Source organism: Peribacillus sp. YIM B13482 (assembly GCF_042787975.1).
Taxonomy (GTDB): Bacteria; Bacillota; Bacilli; order Bacillales; family DSM-1321; genus Peribacillus; species Peribacillus simplex_A.
In genome coordinates this window covers 106479-124465 of sequence record NZ_JBHZPF010000006.1, presented here as the reverse complement: position 1 = coordinate 124465, position 17987 = coordinate 106479, and the positions used below count along the sequence as shown (strand labels likewise).

Genomic DNA, 17987 nt, shown 5'->3' with positions numbered 1-17987 from the left:
TAAAAGGTAAGACAAAGTTGATTGGAGCGGGTGTTCGAGACTCCTGCGGGAAAAGCGCGTCTAGGGGAGACCCCGCAGGCGAAAGCCGAGGAGGCTCCCCGACCGCCCGCGGAAAGCGAGTGCCCTACGTTCCAATCAACGGCCAAAGTGTACAACTCATAAAAAATAGACAAACTCGATTTTCATCGAGTTTGTCTACAGTCTGAGGGAATCCAAACGGATTCCCTTTTTATTTCTTTAAAAGTTTCTTAGTCTAGCATCGGGCAGACAAGCATATATTGAACCATGTATGAAATGGAGGTGCCTGTTTTTGCGTGTTTCGAATGTTACTGTCCGAAAACGGCTGGCAATCGCATTGGCAGTGGGTATCGTTGTTTTTTTTATCATTGATGTCCGTTTGGGAATTGTACAATTTTATTTAGGGGATAAGCTGACGGGGCTGGCTAAAGATTCCTGGAGCAGGAATATTCCTTTTGAAGCTAAACGAGGTGAAATCCTGGATCGGAATGGTGTCGAGCTGGCAACGAATATTTCTGCGCCAACAGTCTATGTCATCCCAAGACAGATTGAGAATCCTGGGGAAACGGCGGAACAGCTTGCTTCAATATTGGATATGACAAAGGAAAAGGCTTATCAATGGTTAACGAAACAGGCGATGAGCGTCAGAATCCCGGAAGGCAGAAAGATATCTCACGAAAAGGCGAAGGAAATTAAAGCATTAGGGATAAAGGGTGTTTATATCGCTGAAGATTCAAAGCGTCATTACCCATTTGGTGAATATCTTTCGCATGTTCTTGGCTTTACGGGCTCCGATAATCAAGGGTTGATGGGAATTGAATTGTCTTATGATAAGGAACTAAGTGGGGAAAAAGGATTTGTTAAATTTTATTCTGATGCGAAAGGGAAAAGGCTCGAAAATATGGCCGATGACTATAAGCCCCCTGTTGATGGTGATAACTTGAAGCTTACGATCGATAGCAAAATCCAGACAATCGTGGAGAGGGAGCTCGATAATGCGGAGGCGACATATAACCCCGATGGTCTAATTGCCATTGCCATGGACCCGAATACAGGGGAAATATTGGCGATGTCGAGCAGGCCAACCTTTGACCCAGCTAATTTTCAAAATGTACCTTCAGAAGTGTATAACCGCAATTTACCAGTTTGGAGTATATATGAACCAGGTTCGACTTTTAAGATCATCACCCTTGCTGCAGCGCTGGAGGAAGGGAAGGTCGACTTACAAAAGGAACATTTTTATGATTCCGGACATGTGGAAGTGTCAGGTTCTACACTGCATTGCTGGAAAAGCGGAGGACATGGGGATCAAACTTTTCTTGAAGTCGTCGAGAACTCATGTAACCCTGGTTTTGTAGAATTAGGGAACCGGCTTGGTAAAGACAAGCTGTTTAAATATATAAATGATTTCGGGTTTGGACAAAAAACGGGGATTGATTTAACCGGAGAAGGAAAAGGAATCATGTTCAACATGGATCGAGTGGGTCCTGTTGAGCAGGCAACCACTGCATTTGGACAAGGTGTTGCCGTAACGCCCATTCAGCAGGTGACAGCGGTATCGGCGGCTGTGAATGGCGGTACGTTGTATACGCCCTATATCGCAAAGGAACTGGTGGATCCAAAAAATGGAGAAGTACTGATGCGAAAGACCCCACAGGCGAAGAAAAAAGTAATTTCAGAAGCAACCTCGAAGAAAGTCCGAGAAGCACTTGAATCCGTTGTTGCTAAAGGGAGCGGTAAAGGAGCATTCGTGGAGTCGTACCGAGTCGGCGGGAAAACGGGTACAGCACAAAAAGCTGAAAATGGCCGATACCTTGAAAATAATTATATTCTCTCATTCATTGGTGTCGCTCCAGCGGATGATCCGCAAATCGTTGTCTATATAGCGGTGGATAATCCGAAAGGAACAGTACAATTCGGTGGGGTCGTTGCTGCTCCGATCGTAGGGAATATCATGGAGGATTCACTTAGGGCCATGGGCATCAAGCCAAGAAAAAACCAGATTGAGAAGGAAACGGTTTGGACGGATCCTGTCATGGTTGAGGTACCTGACGTTGTGGGACTCAGCAAAAAAGAGTTGCAAACCCAGCTCATCGACCTTAAGCTGGATATTGCCGGCAATGGGGATAAAGTCATAAATCAAGCTCCGGATCCAGGTGTTAAAGTAAAAGAAGGGTCCACGATAAGAATTTATCTTGGCGAAAATACAGAATAAGTATAATATAATATATGAATAGTTAAAGCGGCTGAAGAATCATCAGCCGCTTTGTTTACGGAGTCGTGATAACCCCGTATAATTGAAATTGGCTTCTCGACAAGCCAAGACTAATCACATATAATGAATCCTCAAATTAAGTTGAGAGGGATGGAAAAATGAAGCTTCACAAATTACTATCTTATTTACACTCCTTATTTACGTATGAAGGAGAAAATCCTGAAATCACCTCCATTGAAAATGATAACCGTAAAGTCATAGACGGAAGTTTATTTGTTTGTATAAAAGGTTATACAGTCGATGGTCATGATTTTGCCCAATCTGCTGTAGAACATGGAGCTGCAGCAGTCATTGCAGAAAGGCCGCTTGACCTCGATGTTCCCGTGATCGTTGTCAGGGATTCAAGCAGGGCGATGGCAATGCTTGCCGATGCATTTTATGGCCATCCTACGCAAAAGATGCGCTTGATTGGAATTACAGGTACGAATGGAAAAACGACCACCAGTCACTTATTGGAAAAGATTTTCGAGGATCGAAATGAAAAAACAGGATTGATTGGCACGATGTATACAAAAGTTGCCGATACGGTATACGAAACTAAGAATACGACGCCAGATAGCGTTACACTGCAGAAGGCTTTTCATGAAATGGCCGAAGCGTCTGTTTCCACGGCCATTATGGAAGTTTCTTCGCATGCACTTGAGCTTGGTCGCGTCCATGGCTGTGATTATGATATTGCCGTTTTTACGAATCTCACACAGGATCATTTGGATTTCCATAAAACTATGGACAGATACAGGCAGGCAAAATCATTATTTTTCTCCCAGCTCGGCAATGCCTACATAGAAAACCGTCCAAAATATGCTGTTCTTAATGTTGATGATGAGGCAACAGCTGATTTCATTAAAGTGACCGCTGCTACAGTCGTTACATACGGGATAGACAAAGAAGCGGATATCAGGGCCAAGGACATAAAAATTGATGCAAATGGCACATCATTTACCTTGACAGCGGGCAAAGAGGAGCGTTTCATTCAGCTGAAGCTAATTGGTAAATTCAGTGTTTATAATGTTCTCTCAGCCATCTCAGCCGCTCTGTGCGCGGGTAACGATCTAGATGAGACCATTAGATCAATTGAGGATATAAAAGGTGTTGCAGGCCGTTTTGAGCTTATTACAGCAAATCAGTCCTTCCCGGTCATAGTTGACTATGCCCATACACCGGACAGTTTAGAGAATGTCCTAAAGACTGTTGGTGAGTTTGCTGAAAAGAAAATTTTTGTGATAGTGGGCTGCGGCGGGGACCGAGACAAGACAAAGCGTCCTATCATGGCCGAAATTGCATGCAGGTTGGCGACTGACCCAATTTTCACCTCGGATAATCCACGCAGTGAAGATGCTGCCCAAATCCTGCGGGATATGGAAGCTGGTGTAGCAGGCAAAGAATATACGGTTATCGAAGACCGCAAGCAGGCGATTAGTTATGCAGTTGCCAAGGCGGATGAGGGAGACGTTATTTTAATTGCTGGAAAAGGTCATGAAACATATCAATTGGTCGGTGACGAGGTGCTTCACTTCGATGACCGTGAAGAGGCAGAAAAGGCGATTCAAAGTCGTTTGGGTTCAGTATGAACCAGCGGTGAATTTGTCCCGTCAACAAACAAGAAATGACAACAAGCAGAATTTTATTTTGAATTGTGTTAGGAATGAGGGAGTAAGGAATGTTGGAACAAGTAATTTTTTATACGATTTTGGTGGCGTTTTTAGTAACCGTTCTTCTTTCGCCGGTTTTCATCCCGTTTTTAAGAAGATTGAAATTCGGGCAAAGTATCAGGGAAGAAGGCCCACAATCGCATCTGAAGAAAACGGGAACACCCACCATGGGCGGTTTGGTCATATTACTATCTGTTACTATCGCTACACTTGTCATGACTTTTAAATTTTCGGAACCATCAACCGAAACTTATTTATTATTATTCGTTACTTTAGGATTTGGTTTATTAGGTTTCTTGGACGATTTCATCAAAGTGGTGATGAAACGTAATCTAGGACTGACTTCAAAGCAAAAACTGCTTGGACAAATTGTGATTTCGGTCATCTTTTACTTCGTCTTTAAGCAGACAGACCGTTTTAATCCTGAATTGACGATTCCAGGTACAGACTATGCTGTTGATTTTGGCTGGTTTTATCTCTTCATCGTTATTTTCTGGCTGGTAGGTTTTTCGAATGCCGTCAATTTGACGGATGGGCTTGATGGACTTGTCTCAGGCACATCAGCCATTGCTTTTGGTGCTTTTGCCATTTTGGCCTGGAGTCAGTCACAATATGATGTCGCTATATTTTCTGTTGCGGTTGTCGGTGCAGTACTAGGATTTTTGGTATTCAATGCCCATCCTGCAAAGGTATTCATGGGGGATACAGGTTCCTTGGCACTTGGAGGAGCCATCGCTACCATCGCCCTGTTAACCAAGCTTGAAATCCTCCTGGTAATCATTGGCGGAGTCTTCGTCATTGAGACCCTCTCTGTCATCTTACAGGTAGGATCTTTTAAAACGACTGGTAAACGTATTTTTAAAATGAGTCCGCTTCACCACCATTATGAGCTTTCTGGCTGGTCGGAATGGCGTGTCGTCGTGACTTTCTGGACAGTGGGGCTGCTGTGTGCGGTACTCGGAATCTATTTAGAGGTGTGGATATAATTGAAAGAGACTGCAAAGTATTCAGAGAAAAAGATATTGGTATTAGGATTGGCAAAAAGCGGAGTGATGGCAGCTTCGCTTCTACATAAATTAGGTGCTTTCGTGACGGTTAATGACATGAAGCCATTATCGGAAAATCCTGAAGCCCAAGGACTTCTTGAACAGGGAATCAAAGTCATCTGCGGAAGTCATCCGATCGAGCTACTTGATGAAGGTTTCGAGTTGATCGTGAAAAACCCGGGAATCCCCTATCGGAATCCTATTGTAAAAGGGGCATTGGAAAAAGGGATTCCAGTTATCACGGAAGTTGAACTGGCCTATCAGATCAGTGAGGCCCCTTTCATAGGCATCACTGGTACAAATGGAAAAACGACTACGACAACATTGGTATTCGAAATGTTGAAAATCGGTGAAAAATCCCCGCTTATTGCTGGAAATATCGGTACAGTTGCTTCTGGTGTTGCTGAAAAAGCAAAATCCGATGACTCGATCGTCATTGAATTATCATCATTCCAGTTAATGGGGATAGAGGAGTTTCGTCCTGAAATCTCGATCTTGACTAATCTATATGATGCGCATTTGGATTATCATAGCTCCAAACAGGAATATGCAGAAGCAAAAGCTGCGATTACTAAAAATCAAATAGGCTCAGACTTCATGATTTTTAATGCAGATCAAGATGCCGTTTTATCCATGGCGAAAAAGACCAAGGCTGAACTTGTTCCTTTTTCAACTGAAGTGAAACATGAGAATGGCGCCTATGTGGAAGAAGGTGCCGTTTATTTCCGAGGAGAAAAAGTCATTGATGTTTCAGAGATAGCCCTTCCTGGAAAACATAATTTGGAAAATGTGCTTGCAGCCATCTCGGCGGCCAAACTGAAGGGTGTCGCTAACGAAGCCATTCAGACTGTCCTAAAAACATTTTTTGGTGTGGAACACCGTCTTCAGTATGTAGCGACGATCGAAAACCGTAAGTTTTATAATGATTCGAAAGCGACGAACATCCTAGCTGCATCCAAAGCGCTAACATCCTTTACGGAACCTGTCATCCTATTGGCAGGCGGGTTGGATCGCGGAAATGAATTCGATGAGTTAAAACCGGCTATGAAAAATGTCAAAGCCGTGATAACTTTTGGCGAAACGGCAGAAAAAATTGAGCGGGTAGCCAAAGAAATAGGAATAGCGAATATAAAACGTGTCGATAATGTAGAAAAGGCCGTACCGGCAGCATTTGAATTTTCAAATGAAGGCGACTGTATTCTTCTCTCCCCTGCTTGTGCAAGCTGGGATCAATATAAAACTTTTGAGCAAAGAGGAGACATGTTTATGGAAGCCGTGCATAAACTTAAGTAAGAGCTTTCGCAAAAGAGAAGTGAACCTGCTTCTACGTTGACACCTTGGAAAAAAGCGATAATGAGCCGTTATCGCTTTTTTTTTGACTAAAGTGCTGACAAGCAATCAGCATTGATGTTTATATTCGTACAGGCTCGAAAAACTTCCTCGAGGTGGATGTCCGTGCCATTAAAAAAATCGAATCCCGATCTTATTCTCATTATCGTCACCTTAAGTCTTTTGACCGTTGGATTAATCATGGTTTACAGTGCTAGTGCCATTTGGGCAACATATAAATTTGATGATTCGTTTTATTTTGCTAAAAGGCAGTTGCTGTTTGCCTGCGTTGGTGTCATAGCCATGTTTTTCATCATGAATGTGGATTATTGGACGTGGCGGACTTGGGCCAAGATTCTCATCATCATATGTTTCATTATGTTATTGGCGGTGCTTGTACCAGGTATAGGGATGGCGAGAAATGGATCGAGGAGCTGGATTGGTGTAGGTGCCTTTTCGGTACAGCCATCTGAGTTCATGAAGCTAGCGATGATCGCTTTTTTGGCTAAGTTTTTATCCGAACGGCAAAAGCTGATCACCTCTTTTAAAAAAGGGATGCTTCCATCCTTGGGTTTAGTGTTTTTGGCATTTGGATTGATCATGTTACAGCCCGACCTTGGAACGGGAACGGTAATGGTAGGAACATGCATCGTTATGATTTTTATTTCCGGGGCAAAAATCAGCCATTTTGTCGGCTTGGGGCTAATAGGGGTAGTAGGTTTTATCGGCCTGATTTTGTCAGCGCCGTACAGGATAAAAAGGATCACATCTTTTTTGGATCCTTGGGAAGACCCTTTGGGCAGTGGCTTTCAAATGATTCAATCGTTTTATGCAATCGGGCCCGGTGGATTGTTCGGACTGGGACTCGGGCAAAGCCGCCAAAAGTTTTTCTATTTACCAGAACCGCAGACCGATTTCATTTTTGCCATACTTTCCGAGGAACTTGGCTTCATCGGAGGCTCTCTGGTCATATTGTTATTTGCACTCATGCTTTGGCGGGGCATTCGGATCGCACTTGGTGCCCCTGATTTATATGGGAGCCTTGTAGCGGTGGGAATCATTGCAATGGTCGCCATTCAAGTGATGATCAATATAGGGGTAGTAACGGGATTGATGCCAGTTACAGGTATCACCTTGCCTCTTTTAAGTTATGGCGGTTCATCTTTGACACTTATGTTGATGGCGATCGGAGTGCTCCTGAATATTAGCCGTTATTCAAGGTTTTGACATCAGGAAAATATATGGTTGGCAAAGGGAAGCCCTGTTATACGCAGGGTTTCCTTTTTTTATTCTTACGATGAAAACCCTTGCAGGAAACTGATTTTGGAGGATATCTTGCCGGAAATTAGAAATAAATGAAATGCCGCTTAAATATTACCATGTATGAATGTGGGGGAATCCATAATAAATATTGGCAATACTGCTTTGTTTAGACTATAGTATAAGAGGGTTAGGCCGTACTGGGGCTTGCTTCTGCTCATTTTTCTGTTTAAAAGGTATTATCAATCTTGTAAAATAAATGACCTCATGTAAGAGGAAATGAAAATCATAACTTGGAATTTTTGGAACAACAAGGAGGTTTATCATGGATAAAGTGATAAAGCAATTAACTGAAATGAAAATCGGCAAAGTTCTTGAACGAGAACCGCTTGCGAATCATACAACTATGAAAATTGGGGGGCCGGCTGATTTATTCATCGTGCCATCATCCATTGAAAATATAGAAAAAACGATGCAGGTCATCAAAGAACATGGGATACCATGGAGGGCGATTGGCAGGGGCTCGAACTTACTTGTAAGTGATGGCGGAATTGAAGGTGCCGTACTTAAATTGGGTAAAGGACTTGATCATTTCGAGTTGAATGGCTGCGAGATTAAAGCGGGAGCTGGGGTGTCACTTGTCAGCCTTTCCGTTCAAATTAGTAAAAAAGGATATGCAGGATTGGAATTTGCCAGTGGGATCCCTGGTTCGGTCGGCGGAGCTGTCTATATGAACGCTGGTGCGCACGGTTCCGATATGAGTGTAATCCTCAAGAAGGCGCATGTTCTTTTTGAAGATGGAACCCTAGCTTGGCTTTCGAAGGAAGAAATGGAGTTTTCATATCGAACCTCTCTACTTCAAAAGAAACGACCTGGAATCGTACTGGAGGCCATTTTTCAATTGACAGAGGGTAATAAAACCGAAATCGTTGAAAGAATGCAGAATAACAAGAATTATCGAAAAGAAACCCAGCCGTATAATCTGCCATGTGCCGGTAGCATATTCAGGAATCCACTTCCACATCATGCAGGTAAATTGGTGGAGAATGCCGGCCTGAAGGGACACTCGATTGGCGGAGCGCAGATTTCACCGATGCACGGAAACTTTATCGTTAACACAGGTACTGGAAGTGCTGCGGATGTTCAAGCCTTGATACAGCATGTGAAGGATACTGTGTATGATAAATTTGAAATTGAAATGGAAACAGAAGTGGAAATTATCGGCCGGAAATAACAGAGGATTTATTCTTTATATCCAAATATTGTGTTATAATGTGATACCTTTTAAAGTTTATTAAAAACAAATTTTAAGTTTGTCTTGAATCGTACTGTGTCATAAACCATCCATTTTTTCAGGAAGAGGTGAATGGGATGGAAAAGGGAAAAATCGTTTCCATTGAGGACCGCATCCCGAAATTAAAACAATTAAGAAAAAGCAAAGCAAACAGGCGACTTGTTCTTTTGCTTTCCCTTTTCTTCATTCTGGTTGCTTGTGTGCTGTATTTCTTATCCCCGTTGAGCTACGTGAAATCCGTGCAGGTAGAGGGGAATCGTTATTTTACTTCCAAGCAGATCATTAAATTGAGTAAGGTGAAGAAGGATCAAAGCATCTGGAAGGTTGACACAGGGACCGCCGCCGCTAATATCAAAAAAAATAAGGAAATAAAAAGCGTTCAGGTAACACCTGTATTTCCTAATTCCATTAAAATCACGGTTTCGGAACATAATAGGATGGCATATCTGTCCAATAATGGCAAGTTTGCTCCAATTTTGGAAAACGGGTCGGTTTTGGAGGAATTAGCAACAGGCGAAATTCCAGTATTTGCCCCGGTTTTAATTGGTTTCAAAGAGGGTAAAGCATTAAAGTTGCTTTTAGAAGAGCTGGACAAGCTTCCTGTCGAGATTCAGAATGCCATATCTGAAATTCATTATGCTCCAACCAAAACCGATGACTACCATATCGTCATGTTTATGAACGATGGGTTTGAAGTAAGTGCGACAAGCCGGACTTTATACGAGAAAATGATCCACTACCCATCGATTGTCAGCCAGTTGGATCCAAAGGTAAAGGGAGTCATTGATCTGGAAGTGGGTTCTTATTTTAAAGCATATGAAGACGCTGAACAAAAGGAAGGCACCAATGAGTAAAATTAATGGCAAACGGGTGGTCTTACCCCTAGTTTGCGTTGTTCTCGGATTTATGATTGCCTTCTCTTACAATCTGACCAAAGATGGTAAAGGAGTAGTGAAGGATAAAGCCTGGGATCAGGAATATGAGCTAAGGCAGCAACTGATCGAACAAGAGAAACAGAACAGGGATCTTCAGAATGAACTCCTTCAAAAGCAAGAAAATGTATCCAAAATTGAGAAAGACTTAGCGCAGGAAAAGCAGTTATTTTTCAATTTGGCCAAGGATACGGAAAAATACCGGATGTTTCTTGGAAAAGTGAAAGTGAAAGGCACAGGCCTTCAGGTGACTCTTGAAGATGGTACAGATATGGACTCAGAGGCCAATGTTAATAACTACCTGGTTCATGAACAGCATGTCTTCAAGGTCGTCAATGAACTATACATATCAGGTGCAGAGGCTGTTGCGATTAACGGTCAAAGGTTAAATCATGATTCTTACATAGTATGTAATGGGCCTGTGATCACAATTGATGGCCATCAGCATCCAGCTCCATTTATCATTTCTGCGATTGGGGACCCTGATGTCCTGGGTGCTTCACTGGACTTACCCGGTGGCATAAAGGAACAGCTGGTTAATGAGAATATTATCTTTACAGTGGAAAAGCAAAAGAATATCATTTTTGATCCAATTATTGGAGGGTGATTAGATCGCCGGATTCGATGAAAGATTGGTGAGAAACTGGAAATGAAAAAAAAGCTTTCTTTTAGTTTGGTTACTTTGATTGCTGGCTTCATGCTCGCAATTCAATTCAATTTGGTGAATCACCCTGTCGTTTCCGATACAAGGGATATGTGGGAGCTGAAAAATGATTTATTGAAAGAACAGCAGACCCAGGCGGAATTAATAGAGGGTATCAGTAAGCTTGAGGGGAAAATTGCATCCTATGAAACAAAGAAAAATGAGAGTAAAGAGGAAGTATTACGTGACACCCTGACCGAATTAAAGACTGATGCAGGTTTGACCGAAATAAAAGGTAAAGGGGTAATCGTGTCTATACAGCCTATAAAAGAAGAAATCCTTCTTGGTAAGAGGATCGAGTATATTTCACCTGTATTGATCATTCGGCTCATAAATGAAATGTATAGGTTTGGCGCTGACGAAATTTCCATTTCAGGACAAAGGTATATTTCAACATCGGTTATACGTGATATAAATGGGCAGCCGAAAATAGACGGATACCCTCTAGTTGATTACCCGGTCGAAATAAAGGCAATTACCGTTAATCCAACGAAATTGAAGCAGCGTATTGAAGGATCTGAACTTATGGATGATTTCTTTATAGATAATTTTGAAGTGCTGATTAAGGCACCTTCAGGTGAGTTGACATTGCCGGCCTACCAAAATGCTATTAATGTGGAACATATGGAACCCATTATGGATGGGGGGGAATCGTAATGTGGTTGCCAGTTTTTGGACTCTTGATTGGAATCACCCTTGGTTTTTTGGTGGATTTCGATATCCCCCATGAATATTCAAATTATCTCTCCATTGCCGTGCTTGCTGCTTTTGATACCTTATTTGGAGGCATAAGGGCTCATCTGCAAAACCTTTATGATGAAGTTGTATTTGTAACAGGATTCTTCTTTAATATTATTTTGGCCGCAGGTTTGGCTTTTCTAGGTGTACATCTTGGTGTAGACTTGTATTTAGCCGCAATCTTTGTGTTCGGCGTAAGGCTCTTTCAAAATATCGCCCTGATTAGAAGGATACTAATTGAAAAATGGTCCATTTCCCGTAAAAAGCAGAAAAAAAATCTATAATTTTAAAGGGAATTAAGTTGTAAATGACGAATAGTTTATGGCAGTATCTAGTTTAGAAATGATATCAGTTATGTTGAGAAGCGAACAATAAGCACTTTAAAACAGAAGAATCTACGAGTTTGTTTGGGAAATGATAAATGAAAAGCATAATGAATTAGCGAGTTGTTGTAATCAGTTCTGTTATTTTATAATGAATAAGTCTTTAGATATAAAAATGTTATTCTACTAATACATGTAAAACCTGAAGGAGGTGCCATGGAATGAACAGCAACGAAATATACGTAAGTCTTGACATCGGTACATCCAGTGTAAAAGTTATCATTGGGGAAATGGTCAATGACACATTAAATATAATCGGCGTTGGAAATGTTAAATCAGAAGGGCTCAAAAAGGGTTCAATCGTCGGTATAGATGAAACCGTCCAATCCATTCAAAAGGCTGTCGAACAAGCAGAACGGATGATTGGGATGGAGATAACAAAGGTAATCGTAGGTATAAGTGGAAATCACGTGACGCTTCAGCCTTGTCATGGGGTAGTAGCGGTATCCAGTGACAATAAAGAAATTACTGAGCATGACGTTTTCCGTGTCAGGGAAGCGGCGGAGTTAATAACGATACCGTCCGACAGGGAAATTATCGACGTGGTGCCGATTCATTACAAAGTTGATGAACTTGATGAAATCAGTGATCCAAGGGGCATGATAGGTGTTCGATTGGAAATGAGAGGGATTTTAATCACAGGTCTTCGGACAATTTTACATAATACGCTGCGTTGTGTGGAAAGGGCAGGGTTAGAAATAACCGATATCGCTCTTCAACCCTTAGCCGCAGGTTCCCTTGTTTTATCCAAGGATGAAAAAGAACTTGGTGTGGCACTTGTCGATATTGGGGGAGGTTCCACGACTCTTGCAATTTTCGAACAAGGCTATTTACAATATACGTCTGTGATACCGATAGGCGGGGAAACACTTACGAAGGATCTTTCCATCGTTCTAAGGACTACGATGGAAGAAGCTGAGAAAATAAAAGTAAAGCATGGACATGCCTTTTATGATGACGCGTCTGAAGATGAAGTATTCCAAATACCGATCATCGGCAGCGACCAGCAGCAACCCTGCAACCAGTTAATGCTTTCGGATATCATTGAAGCGCGTGTGACCGAAATATTCGAGTTGATTCAAGATGACTTGAGAAGACTTGGCTTCCAGGATATTCCGGGTGGTTTTGTGTTGACCGGGGGCGTAGTTAAGATGCCGGGAGTCCTGGAGCTTGCTCAATATGTGTTCCAAAACCGCGTCAGGACAGCTGAACCGAACTACATCGGTGTTAGGGAACCACATTATACGACAGCTGTTGGTCTGATTAAACACGCATGCAAGAAAGAGAGAATGCAAAAAAACACCGCTAATAAAACTCCTGTAGCAGCTGGACAAGCACAAGAAGATAATGACCAGCGTAGCCAAAAGGTTTCTCAGAAAAGCAAAGAGAACACGGCTAAAAACCAAGGTGAAAAAGGTGAATCTAAATTCAAAAAAATCCTGGGTTACTTTTTTGAATAACAATCATTAAGAATCGGGAATTTCGTCAAAATAGGAGGATTGTCATGTTGGAGTTTGATTCTAATTTAGAACAATTAGCAACGATAAAAGTAATAGGTGTTGGCGGCGGCGGAAACAATGCGGTAAACAGAATGATCGAGCATGGTGTACAGGGTGTCGAGTTCATTTCTGTCAATACAGACGCACAGGCACTTAATCTATCAAAAGCAGAAATTAAAATGCAAATCGGTGGGAAGCTTACACGCGGTCTAGGTGCAGGCGCCAATCCGGAGGTAGGAAAAAAAGCTGCAGAAGAAAGCAAAGAGCAGATTGAAGAAGCGCTTAAAGGTGCCGATATGGTATTCGTAACTGCTGGAATGGGCGGCGGTACTGGAACGGGAGCGGCTCCTGTCATCGCTGGCATTGCTAAAGATTTAGGGGCTCTTACAGTGGGTGTTGTTACTCGTCCATTTACTTTCGAAGGCCGAAAACGTGCAACACAGGCTCAAGGCGGCATTTCATCCATGAAGGAATCGGTTGACACACTAATCGTCATTCCGAACGACCGTCTTCTTGAAATCGTCGATAAAAGCACGCCAATGCTTGAAGCGTTCCGTGAAGCCGATAATGTTCTACGTCAAGGGGTACAAGGGATTTCAGATTTAATTGCAGTTCCAGGTCTTATTAACTTGGACTTTGCCGATGTTAAGACCATCATGTCCAACAAAGGTTCCGCTCTTATGGGAATCGGGATTTCCTCCGGGGAAAACCGTGCAGCAGAGGCGGCAAAAAAAGCCATCTCCAGTCCGCTGCTTGAAACATCGATTGATGGTGCCCAAGGCGTACTGATGAATATAACAGGTGGAACGAACCTAAGTCTTTTTGAAGTCCAGGAAGCGGCCGATATCGTGGCTACTGCATCCGATCAAGACGTAAACATGATTTTTGGTTCGGTTATCAATGAAAACCTTAAGGATGAAATCGTCGTTACTGTGATTGCCACAGGCTTTAACGAGGTTGAAGCTTCAATAAGGCCTACTGGACGTCCCACACTCGGACAACAGCAGCAATCAAGACCTCAGGCACAACAAACGCCACAGTCAAACGTGAAGCGTGAAGTGAAGAGAGAAGAAGTCAATGAACAGCCTGCACGTAATGCTAATCAAGGTGAAGAGGCTTTGGACATTCCAACCTTCCTCCGTAACCGTAATAGACGTCGTTAATATCGACGTCATATGCCGTTCCCATTTGGGGACGGTTTTTTGCCGTTTAAAAGATGCATGCCTAAAAAAGCACTCGATTCCAAGGACTTTGGAATAATGGGACTTTTCTCGAGTGGTGTCACTCGATTCCAAGGCTAGCTGAAATCTTAATAATAGCATCCTTGATTGATGTCTAAATGTCCCTATGCGGTGGAAGACCTGTTTCCGCTGCATGATGGAGTATCTGGGGTAAGTACCCTCTTTTCGTTAAGCTTTCGTTCACTTTTCATACGTAAATGAAAAAAGAAAAGAGCATCGAGAAATTATTAAACTTTTATAACATAAATCGACAGAAGTAAAAGGGAGCAGGATAGACTCTAAGACAGTATTGAAAATATCAATAGCTGTTTTTCTACAAAAAGGGTAAAAATGACTGAAAAACTCTTAAGTTTTCAGTACAAAAAGTGACACACTTTCTTAGGGCAGGTACGCTATACTTTTTGCTAGTGGAAGGTTAGCTCATAAAAGGAGGGTAGGTATTTGACCTTATATTTAGATGTGATCTGGTTATTGAATTGGTTATTTGATTGCCTCCTTTTATATTGGACCGCCATCATCCTCAAACGAAGGGTAGCTCTTTGGCGGGTATGCATCGGCGGGCTGATAGGCTCCCTCATTATCGTATTGGCATTCACTCCTTTTTATGCAATTGCCGACCGAGTGTACATGAAGATTTTAGTATCCCTGGTCATGGTGCTAGCAACCTTTGGGTTTAATAGGTTAAAACTTTTTATGAAATCGGTGGCCACCTTATATTTTGTGACGTTTTTATCGGGAGGAATCCTTCTTGGACTTCACTACCTATTTGAATTTCAAATCGTTTCCAAGGACCCTGGCCAATATGCAGGAATCAATCGTTTTGGTGACCCTGTCAGCTGGATATTTGTAATGATTGGCTTCCCGCTCGCTTGGCAATTTTCCAAGAGGACACTTGAAGGGATGGAGATGACAAAGCTTTCGCATGAACAAATGGTTTCGGTCTCGGTTAAAATTTCTGACTTTGAAGGTACGTTTCATGGATTGGTGGATAGCGGCAATCAATTATATGATCCGATTACACGTTCCCCAGTCATGATCATTTCACTTTCAGGCGGGGAAGCGGGAATTCCAGACGATATGCTAGAGCTCTTTAAAAACCCTGATAACCTGATTAGCCAGGAAGTACAGCCCGAGTATTCATGGACTGGTAGAATGCGTGTCATCCCTTTTAAAGTCGTTGGTCATGAACACCAGCTGTTAACCGCAATCAAACCGGATTACATTAAAATCTTAAAAGGAGAAAAAGAATATCATGTTAAGCAGGGTCTCGTATCGTTTACCTTTCAGCAACTCTCTCCCGACAATAGCTATCAATCTATCGTTCATCCGAAAATGTTAACCGGGATACCGGTGCAAAATGCCTCCTGAACTTTTTGATTCACTCTAAATTTAGACCCATAATCCGTTTATTAGAAGGGAGAATTATTTTGAAGAAATTCATTCTTCGGCTCACTTATTTTTGGTACAAACTATTGTTCAAGCTCGGATTGAAAACGGACGAAATATTTTATATAGGAGGGAGTGAGGCACTGCCACCGCCCCTTTCAAAGGAAGAAGAGGCAATACTGATCAATAAATTACCCAAGGGCGATGAAGCTGCACGATCGATCTTAATTGAACGGAATTTAAGGCTGGTTGTTTATATTGCCAGGAAATTTGAAAATACGGGCATCAATATTGAAGATTTAATTAGCATTGGTACCATAGGTTTGATCAAAGCTGTGAATACATTCAATCCTGAAAAGAAAATTAAACTCGCTACATATGCTTCGAGATGCATCGAGAATGAAATATTAATGTATTTACGTAGAAATAATAAAATCCGTTCTGAAGTTTCTTTTGATGAACCCCTGAATATTGATTGGGATGGAAATGAACTTCTGTTATCCGATGTTCTTGGGACGGACGATGACATTATCACGAAAGACCTCGAGGCAAACGTTGACCGCAAGCTGTTGACGAAAGCACTTACGCAGTTATCCGAGCGTGAAAAACAGATAATGGAACTCCGGTTTGGACTTGCAGGTGGAGAGGAAAAAACCCAAAAGGATGTTGCCGATATGCTGGGGATTTCCCAATCTTACATTTCACGTTTGGAAAAAAGGATTATTAAGAGGCTTCGAAAAGAATTTAATAAAATGGTGTAAAAAAATAAAGTGGATAAATGCCAATTAAATCAATACTTTGGCAGCCATAATGAAAAATAATGGTGATTTTCAGTTCTAGCCATGTGCATATTTTTTCCTCCCGCGGAAATACTGTTTTTTGTACAGCGCTCCTGTGAGGAGGGAATAATTTTGTCTCGTAATAAGGTTGAAATCTGCGGTGTGGATACATCAAAATTACCGGTTTTAAAGAATGAAGAAATGAGAAAACTCTTCAAAGAACTGCAAAATGGCGATATTTCAGCAAGAGAGAAACTGGTAAACGGGAATCTTCGACTCGTTCTAAGCGTCATTCAACGCTTCAACAATCGGGGAGAGTATGTAGATGATCTATTTCAGGTAGGCTGTATAGGGTTGATGAAGTCGATAGATAACTTTGACCTAGGTCAAAATGTTAAGTTTTCAACGTATGCTGTACCGATGATTATTGGAGAAATCAGAAGATATCTTCGTGACAATAATCCGATTCGGGTATCCCGTTCTTTGAGAGACATCGCTTACAAAGCTTTACAGGTAAAAGAAAAGCTCATAAGCCAGACCCTTCGTGAGCCGACAGCTGAAGAAATCGCCAAGGTGTTGGAAGTACCTCATGAAGAAATTGTTTTTGCACTAGATGCTATACAAGATCCAGTTTCCCTTTTTGAACCGATTTATAATGATGGCGGGGATCCGATTTATGTACTCGACCAACTGAGTGATGAAAAAAATAAAGATAGTACCTGGATTGATGAGATAGCTATAAATGAAGGAATGAGACGGTTGAATGACCGGGAAAAAATGATCCTTCGCAAACGTTTCTTCCAAGGGAAGACGCAAATGGAGGTAGCCGAGGAAATTGGCATTTCACAAGCGCAGGTATCCCGATTGGAAAAAGCGGCAATCAAGCAAATGAATAAAAATATCCAACAGTAGAAGCTGGACATGAGAAAAAGTTAGCTGAAGCGGGTAGGGCAAATGCCGATTACCCGCTTATCAGCAACTTTTCCATAGCGGCTTTTTTATTTTGTGAAAAACCCCTTTCAGAAGGGAAGTCATGAAATGAATGGACGTTTATTTATCGTATTCTTCATCCTTGAGTGAATCATGTCATATACATAGGAATAGGACCAACATCCATGATGAAATTTTGAGGAGCTGAGTGATGTGACCAGGATTTCCGAATTTCAAATTAAGGATATCGTCAATATAGCGGATGGAAAGAAACTAGGTAATATGTCAGATCTTGAAATCAATACGTCCACAGGGAAAATAGAGGCCATCATCGTTTCAAATGGAACAAGGCTAATGGGCTTCTTCGGCAGGGAACAGGATATAGTAATCCCATGGCGCAAAATAAAAAAAATAGGTGCGGATGTCATTCTTGTTGAACATCAGACAGTATTTCAAGCTGAGCTGAAAGATGAACGGTTTTAAAGGTACATGGCGCAAATATATGATACACTAGACTAAAAA

At 41.9% G+C, this 17987-nt stretch carries 16 protein-coding genes; all 16 read left to right on the top strand.

From position 1 onward, the window contains the following. Positions 1-310 precede the first annotated feature (310 nt). The gene (locus tag ACFX4L_RS05745) at positions 311-2233 is read left to right on the top strand and encodes a stage V sporulation protein D (protein ID WP_377383024.1); all 1923 of its coding nucleotides are present in this window, start codon (positions 311-313) and stop codon (positions 2231-2233) included. A 158-nt stretch (positions 2234-2391) separates the two neighbouring features. Next, positions 2392-3864 carry a UDP-N-acetylmuramoyl-L-alanyl-D-glutamate--2,6-diaminopimelate ligase gene (locus ACFX4L_RS05740; protein WP_284471314.1) on the top strand — a complete coding sequence of 491 codons (1473 nt, stop codon included), beginning with the start codon at positions 2392-2394 and terminating at the stop codon, positions 3862-3864. A gap of 89 nt (positions 3865-3953) precedes the next feature. Next, positions 3954-4931, top strand: a complete 978-nt coding sequence (gene mraY / locus ACFX4L_RS05735) for a phospho-N-acetylmuramoyl-pentapeptide-transferase (RefSeq protein WP_061462325.1) — start codon at positions 3954-3956, stop codon at positions 4929-4931. Further along, positions 4932-6284, top strand: a complete 1353-nt coding sequence (gene murD, locus ACFX4L_RS05730; protein WP_089362413.1) for a UDP-N-acetylmuramoyl-L-alanine--D-glutamate ligase — start codon at positions 4932-4934, stop codon at positions 6282-6284. A 162-nt stretch (positions 6285-6446) separates the two neighbouring features. Further along, entirely contained in the window at positions 6447-7547 is a 1101-nt protein-coding gene (gene spoVE / locus ACFX4L_RS05725; protein ID WP_089362414.1) for a stage V sporulation protein E, read from the top strand. A gap of 358 nt (positions 7548-7905) precedes the next feature. Next, positions 7906-8814, top strand: a complete 909-nt coding sequence (gene murB / locus ACFX4L_RS05720; RefSeq protein ID WP_284471312.1) for a UDP-N-acetylmuramate dehydrogenase — start codon at positions 7906-7908, stop codon at positions 8812-8814. A gap of 137 nt (positions 8815-8951) precedes the next feature. After that, entirely contained in the window at positions 8952-9728 is a 777-nt protein-coding gene (locus ACFX4L_RS05715) for a cell division protein FtsQ/DivIB (RefSeq protein ID WP_377404153.1), read from the top strand. Further along, positions 9721-10413 (top strand): DUF881 domain-containing protein, encoded by a 693-nt coding sequence (locus tag ACFX4L_RS05710; protein WP_377404150.1) that lies wholly within the window; start codon positions 9721-9723, stop codon positions 10411-10413. Before ACFX4L_RS05715 ends, ACFX4L_RS05710 begins: the two co-directional genes overlap by 8 nt. Positions 10414-10455: 42 nt before the next feature. Continuing rightward, positions 10456-11166 (top strand): DUF881 domain-containing protein, encoded by a 711-nt coding sequence (locus ACFX4L_RS05705; protein WP_061462331.1) that lies wholly within the window; start codon positions 10456-10458, stop codon positions 11164-11166. Further along, positions 11166-11531, top strand: coding sequence for a small basic family protein (locus tag ACFX4L_RS05700; protein WP_076366662.1), 366 nt, complete (start codon positions 11166-11168; stop codon positions 11529-11531). Before ACFX4L_RS05705 ends, ACFX4L_RS05700 begins: the two co-directional genes overlap by 1 nt. Positions 11532-11791: 260 nt before the next feature. Then, positions 11792-13090 carry a cell division protein FtsA gene (ftsA, locus tag ACFX4L_RS05695; RefSeq protein WP_061462333.1) on the top strand — a complete coding sequence of 433 codons (1299 nt, stop codon included), beginning with the start codon at positions 11792-11794 and terminating at the stop codon, positions 13088-13090. A 44-nt stretch (positions 13091-13134) separates the two neighbouring features. Further along, on the top strand, positions 13135-14292 hold the full coding sequence (ftsZ, locus tag ACFX4L_RS05690) for a cell division protein FtsZ (protein ID WP_061462334.1): 1158 nt from the start codon (positions 13135-13137) through the stop codon (positions 14290-14292). Between the two features lie 519 nt (positions 14293-14811). Then, positions 14812-15738: a sigma-E processing peptidase SpoIIGA gene (gene spoIIGA / locus ACFX4L_RS05685; RefSeq protein WP_089362416.1), complete on the top strand. Its 927-nt coding sequence runs from the start codon at positions 14812-14814 to the stop codon at positions 15736-15738. Positions 15739-15797: 59 nt separating this feature from the next. Beyond that, positions 15798-16517 carry an RNA polymerase sporulation sigma factor SigE gene (gene sigE / locus ACFX4L_RS05680; protein ID WP_053345247.1) on the top strand — a complete coding sequence of 240 codons (720 nt, stop codon included), beginning with the start codon at positions 15798-15800 and terminating at the stop codon, positions 16515-16517. A gap of 150 nt (positions 16518-16667) precedes the next feature. Further along, positions 16668-17447, top strand: coding sequence for an RNA polymerase sporulation sigma factor SigG (gene sigG / locus ACFX4L_RS05675; RefSeq protein WP_061462336.1), 780 nt, complete (start codon positions 16668-16670; stop codon positions 17445-17447). A gap of 231 nt (positions 17448-17678) precedes the next feature. After that, positions 17679-17948, top strand: a complete 270-nt coding sequence (locus ACFX4L_RS05670; protein ID WP_061462337.1) for a YlmC/YmxH family sporulation protein — start codon at positions 17679-17681, stop codon at positions 17946-17948. Positions 17949-17987 lie beyond the last annotated feature (39 nt).

Coding starts and splice junctions, on each gene's coding strand:
- ACFX4L_RS05740 (WP_284471314.1), top strand. CDS start 2,392: ATGAAGCTTCACAAATTACTATCTTATTTACACTCCTTATTTACGTAT.
- mraY (WP_061462325.1), top strand. CDS start 3,954: ATGTTGGAACAAGTAATTTTTTATACGATTTTGGTGGCGTTTTTAGTA.
- murB (WP_284471312.1), top strand. CDS start 7,906: ATGGATAAAGTGATAAAGCAATTAACTGAAATGAAAATCGGCAAAGTT.
- ACFX4L_RS05715 (WP_377404153.1), top strand. CDS start 8,952: ATGGAAAAGGGAAAAATCGTTTCCATTGAGGACCGCATCCCGAAATTA.
- ACFX4L_RS05710 (WP_377404150.1), top strand. CDS start 9,721: ATGAGTAAAATTAATGGCAAACGGGTGGTCTTACCCCTAGTTTGCGTT.
- ACFX4L_RS05705 (WP_061462331.1), top strand. CDS start 10,456: ATGAAAAAAAAGCTTTCTTTTAGTTTGGTTACTTTGATTGCTGGCTTC.
- ACFX4L_RS05700 (WP_076366662.1), top strand. CDS start 11,166: ATGTGGTTGCCAGTTTTTGGACTCTTGATTGGAATCACCCTTGGTTTT.
- ftsA (WP_061462333.1), top strand. CDS start 11,792: ATGAACAGCAACGAAATATACGTAAGTCTTGACATCGGTACATCCAGT.
- ftsZ (WP_061462334.1), top strand. CDS start 13,135: ATGTTGGAGTTTGATTCTAATTTAGAACAATTAGCAACGATAAAAGTA.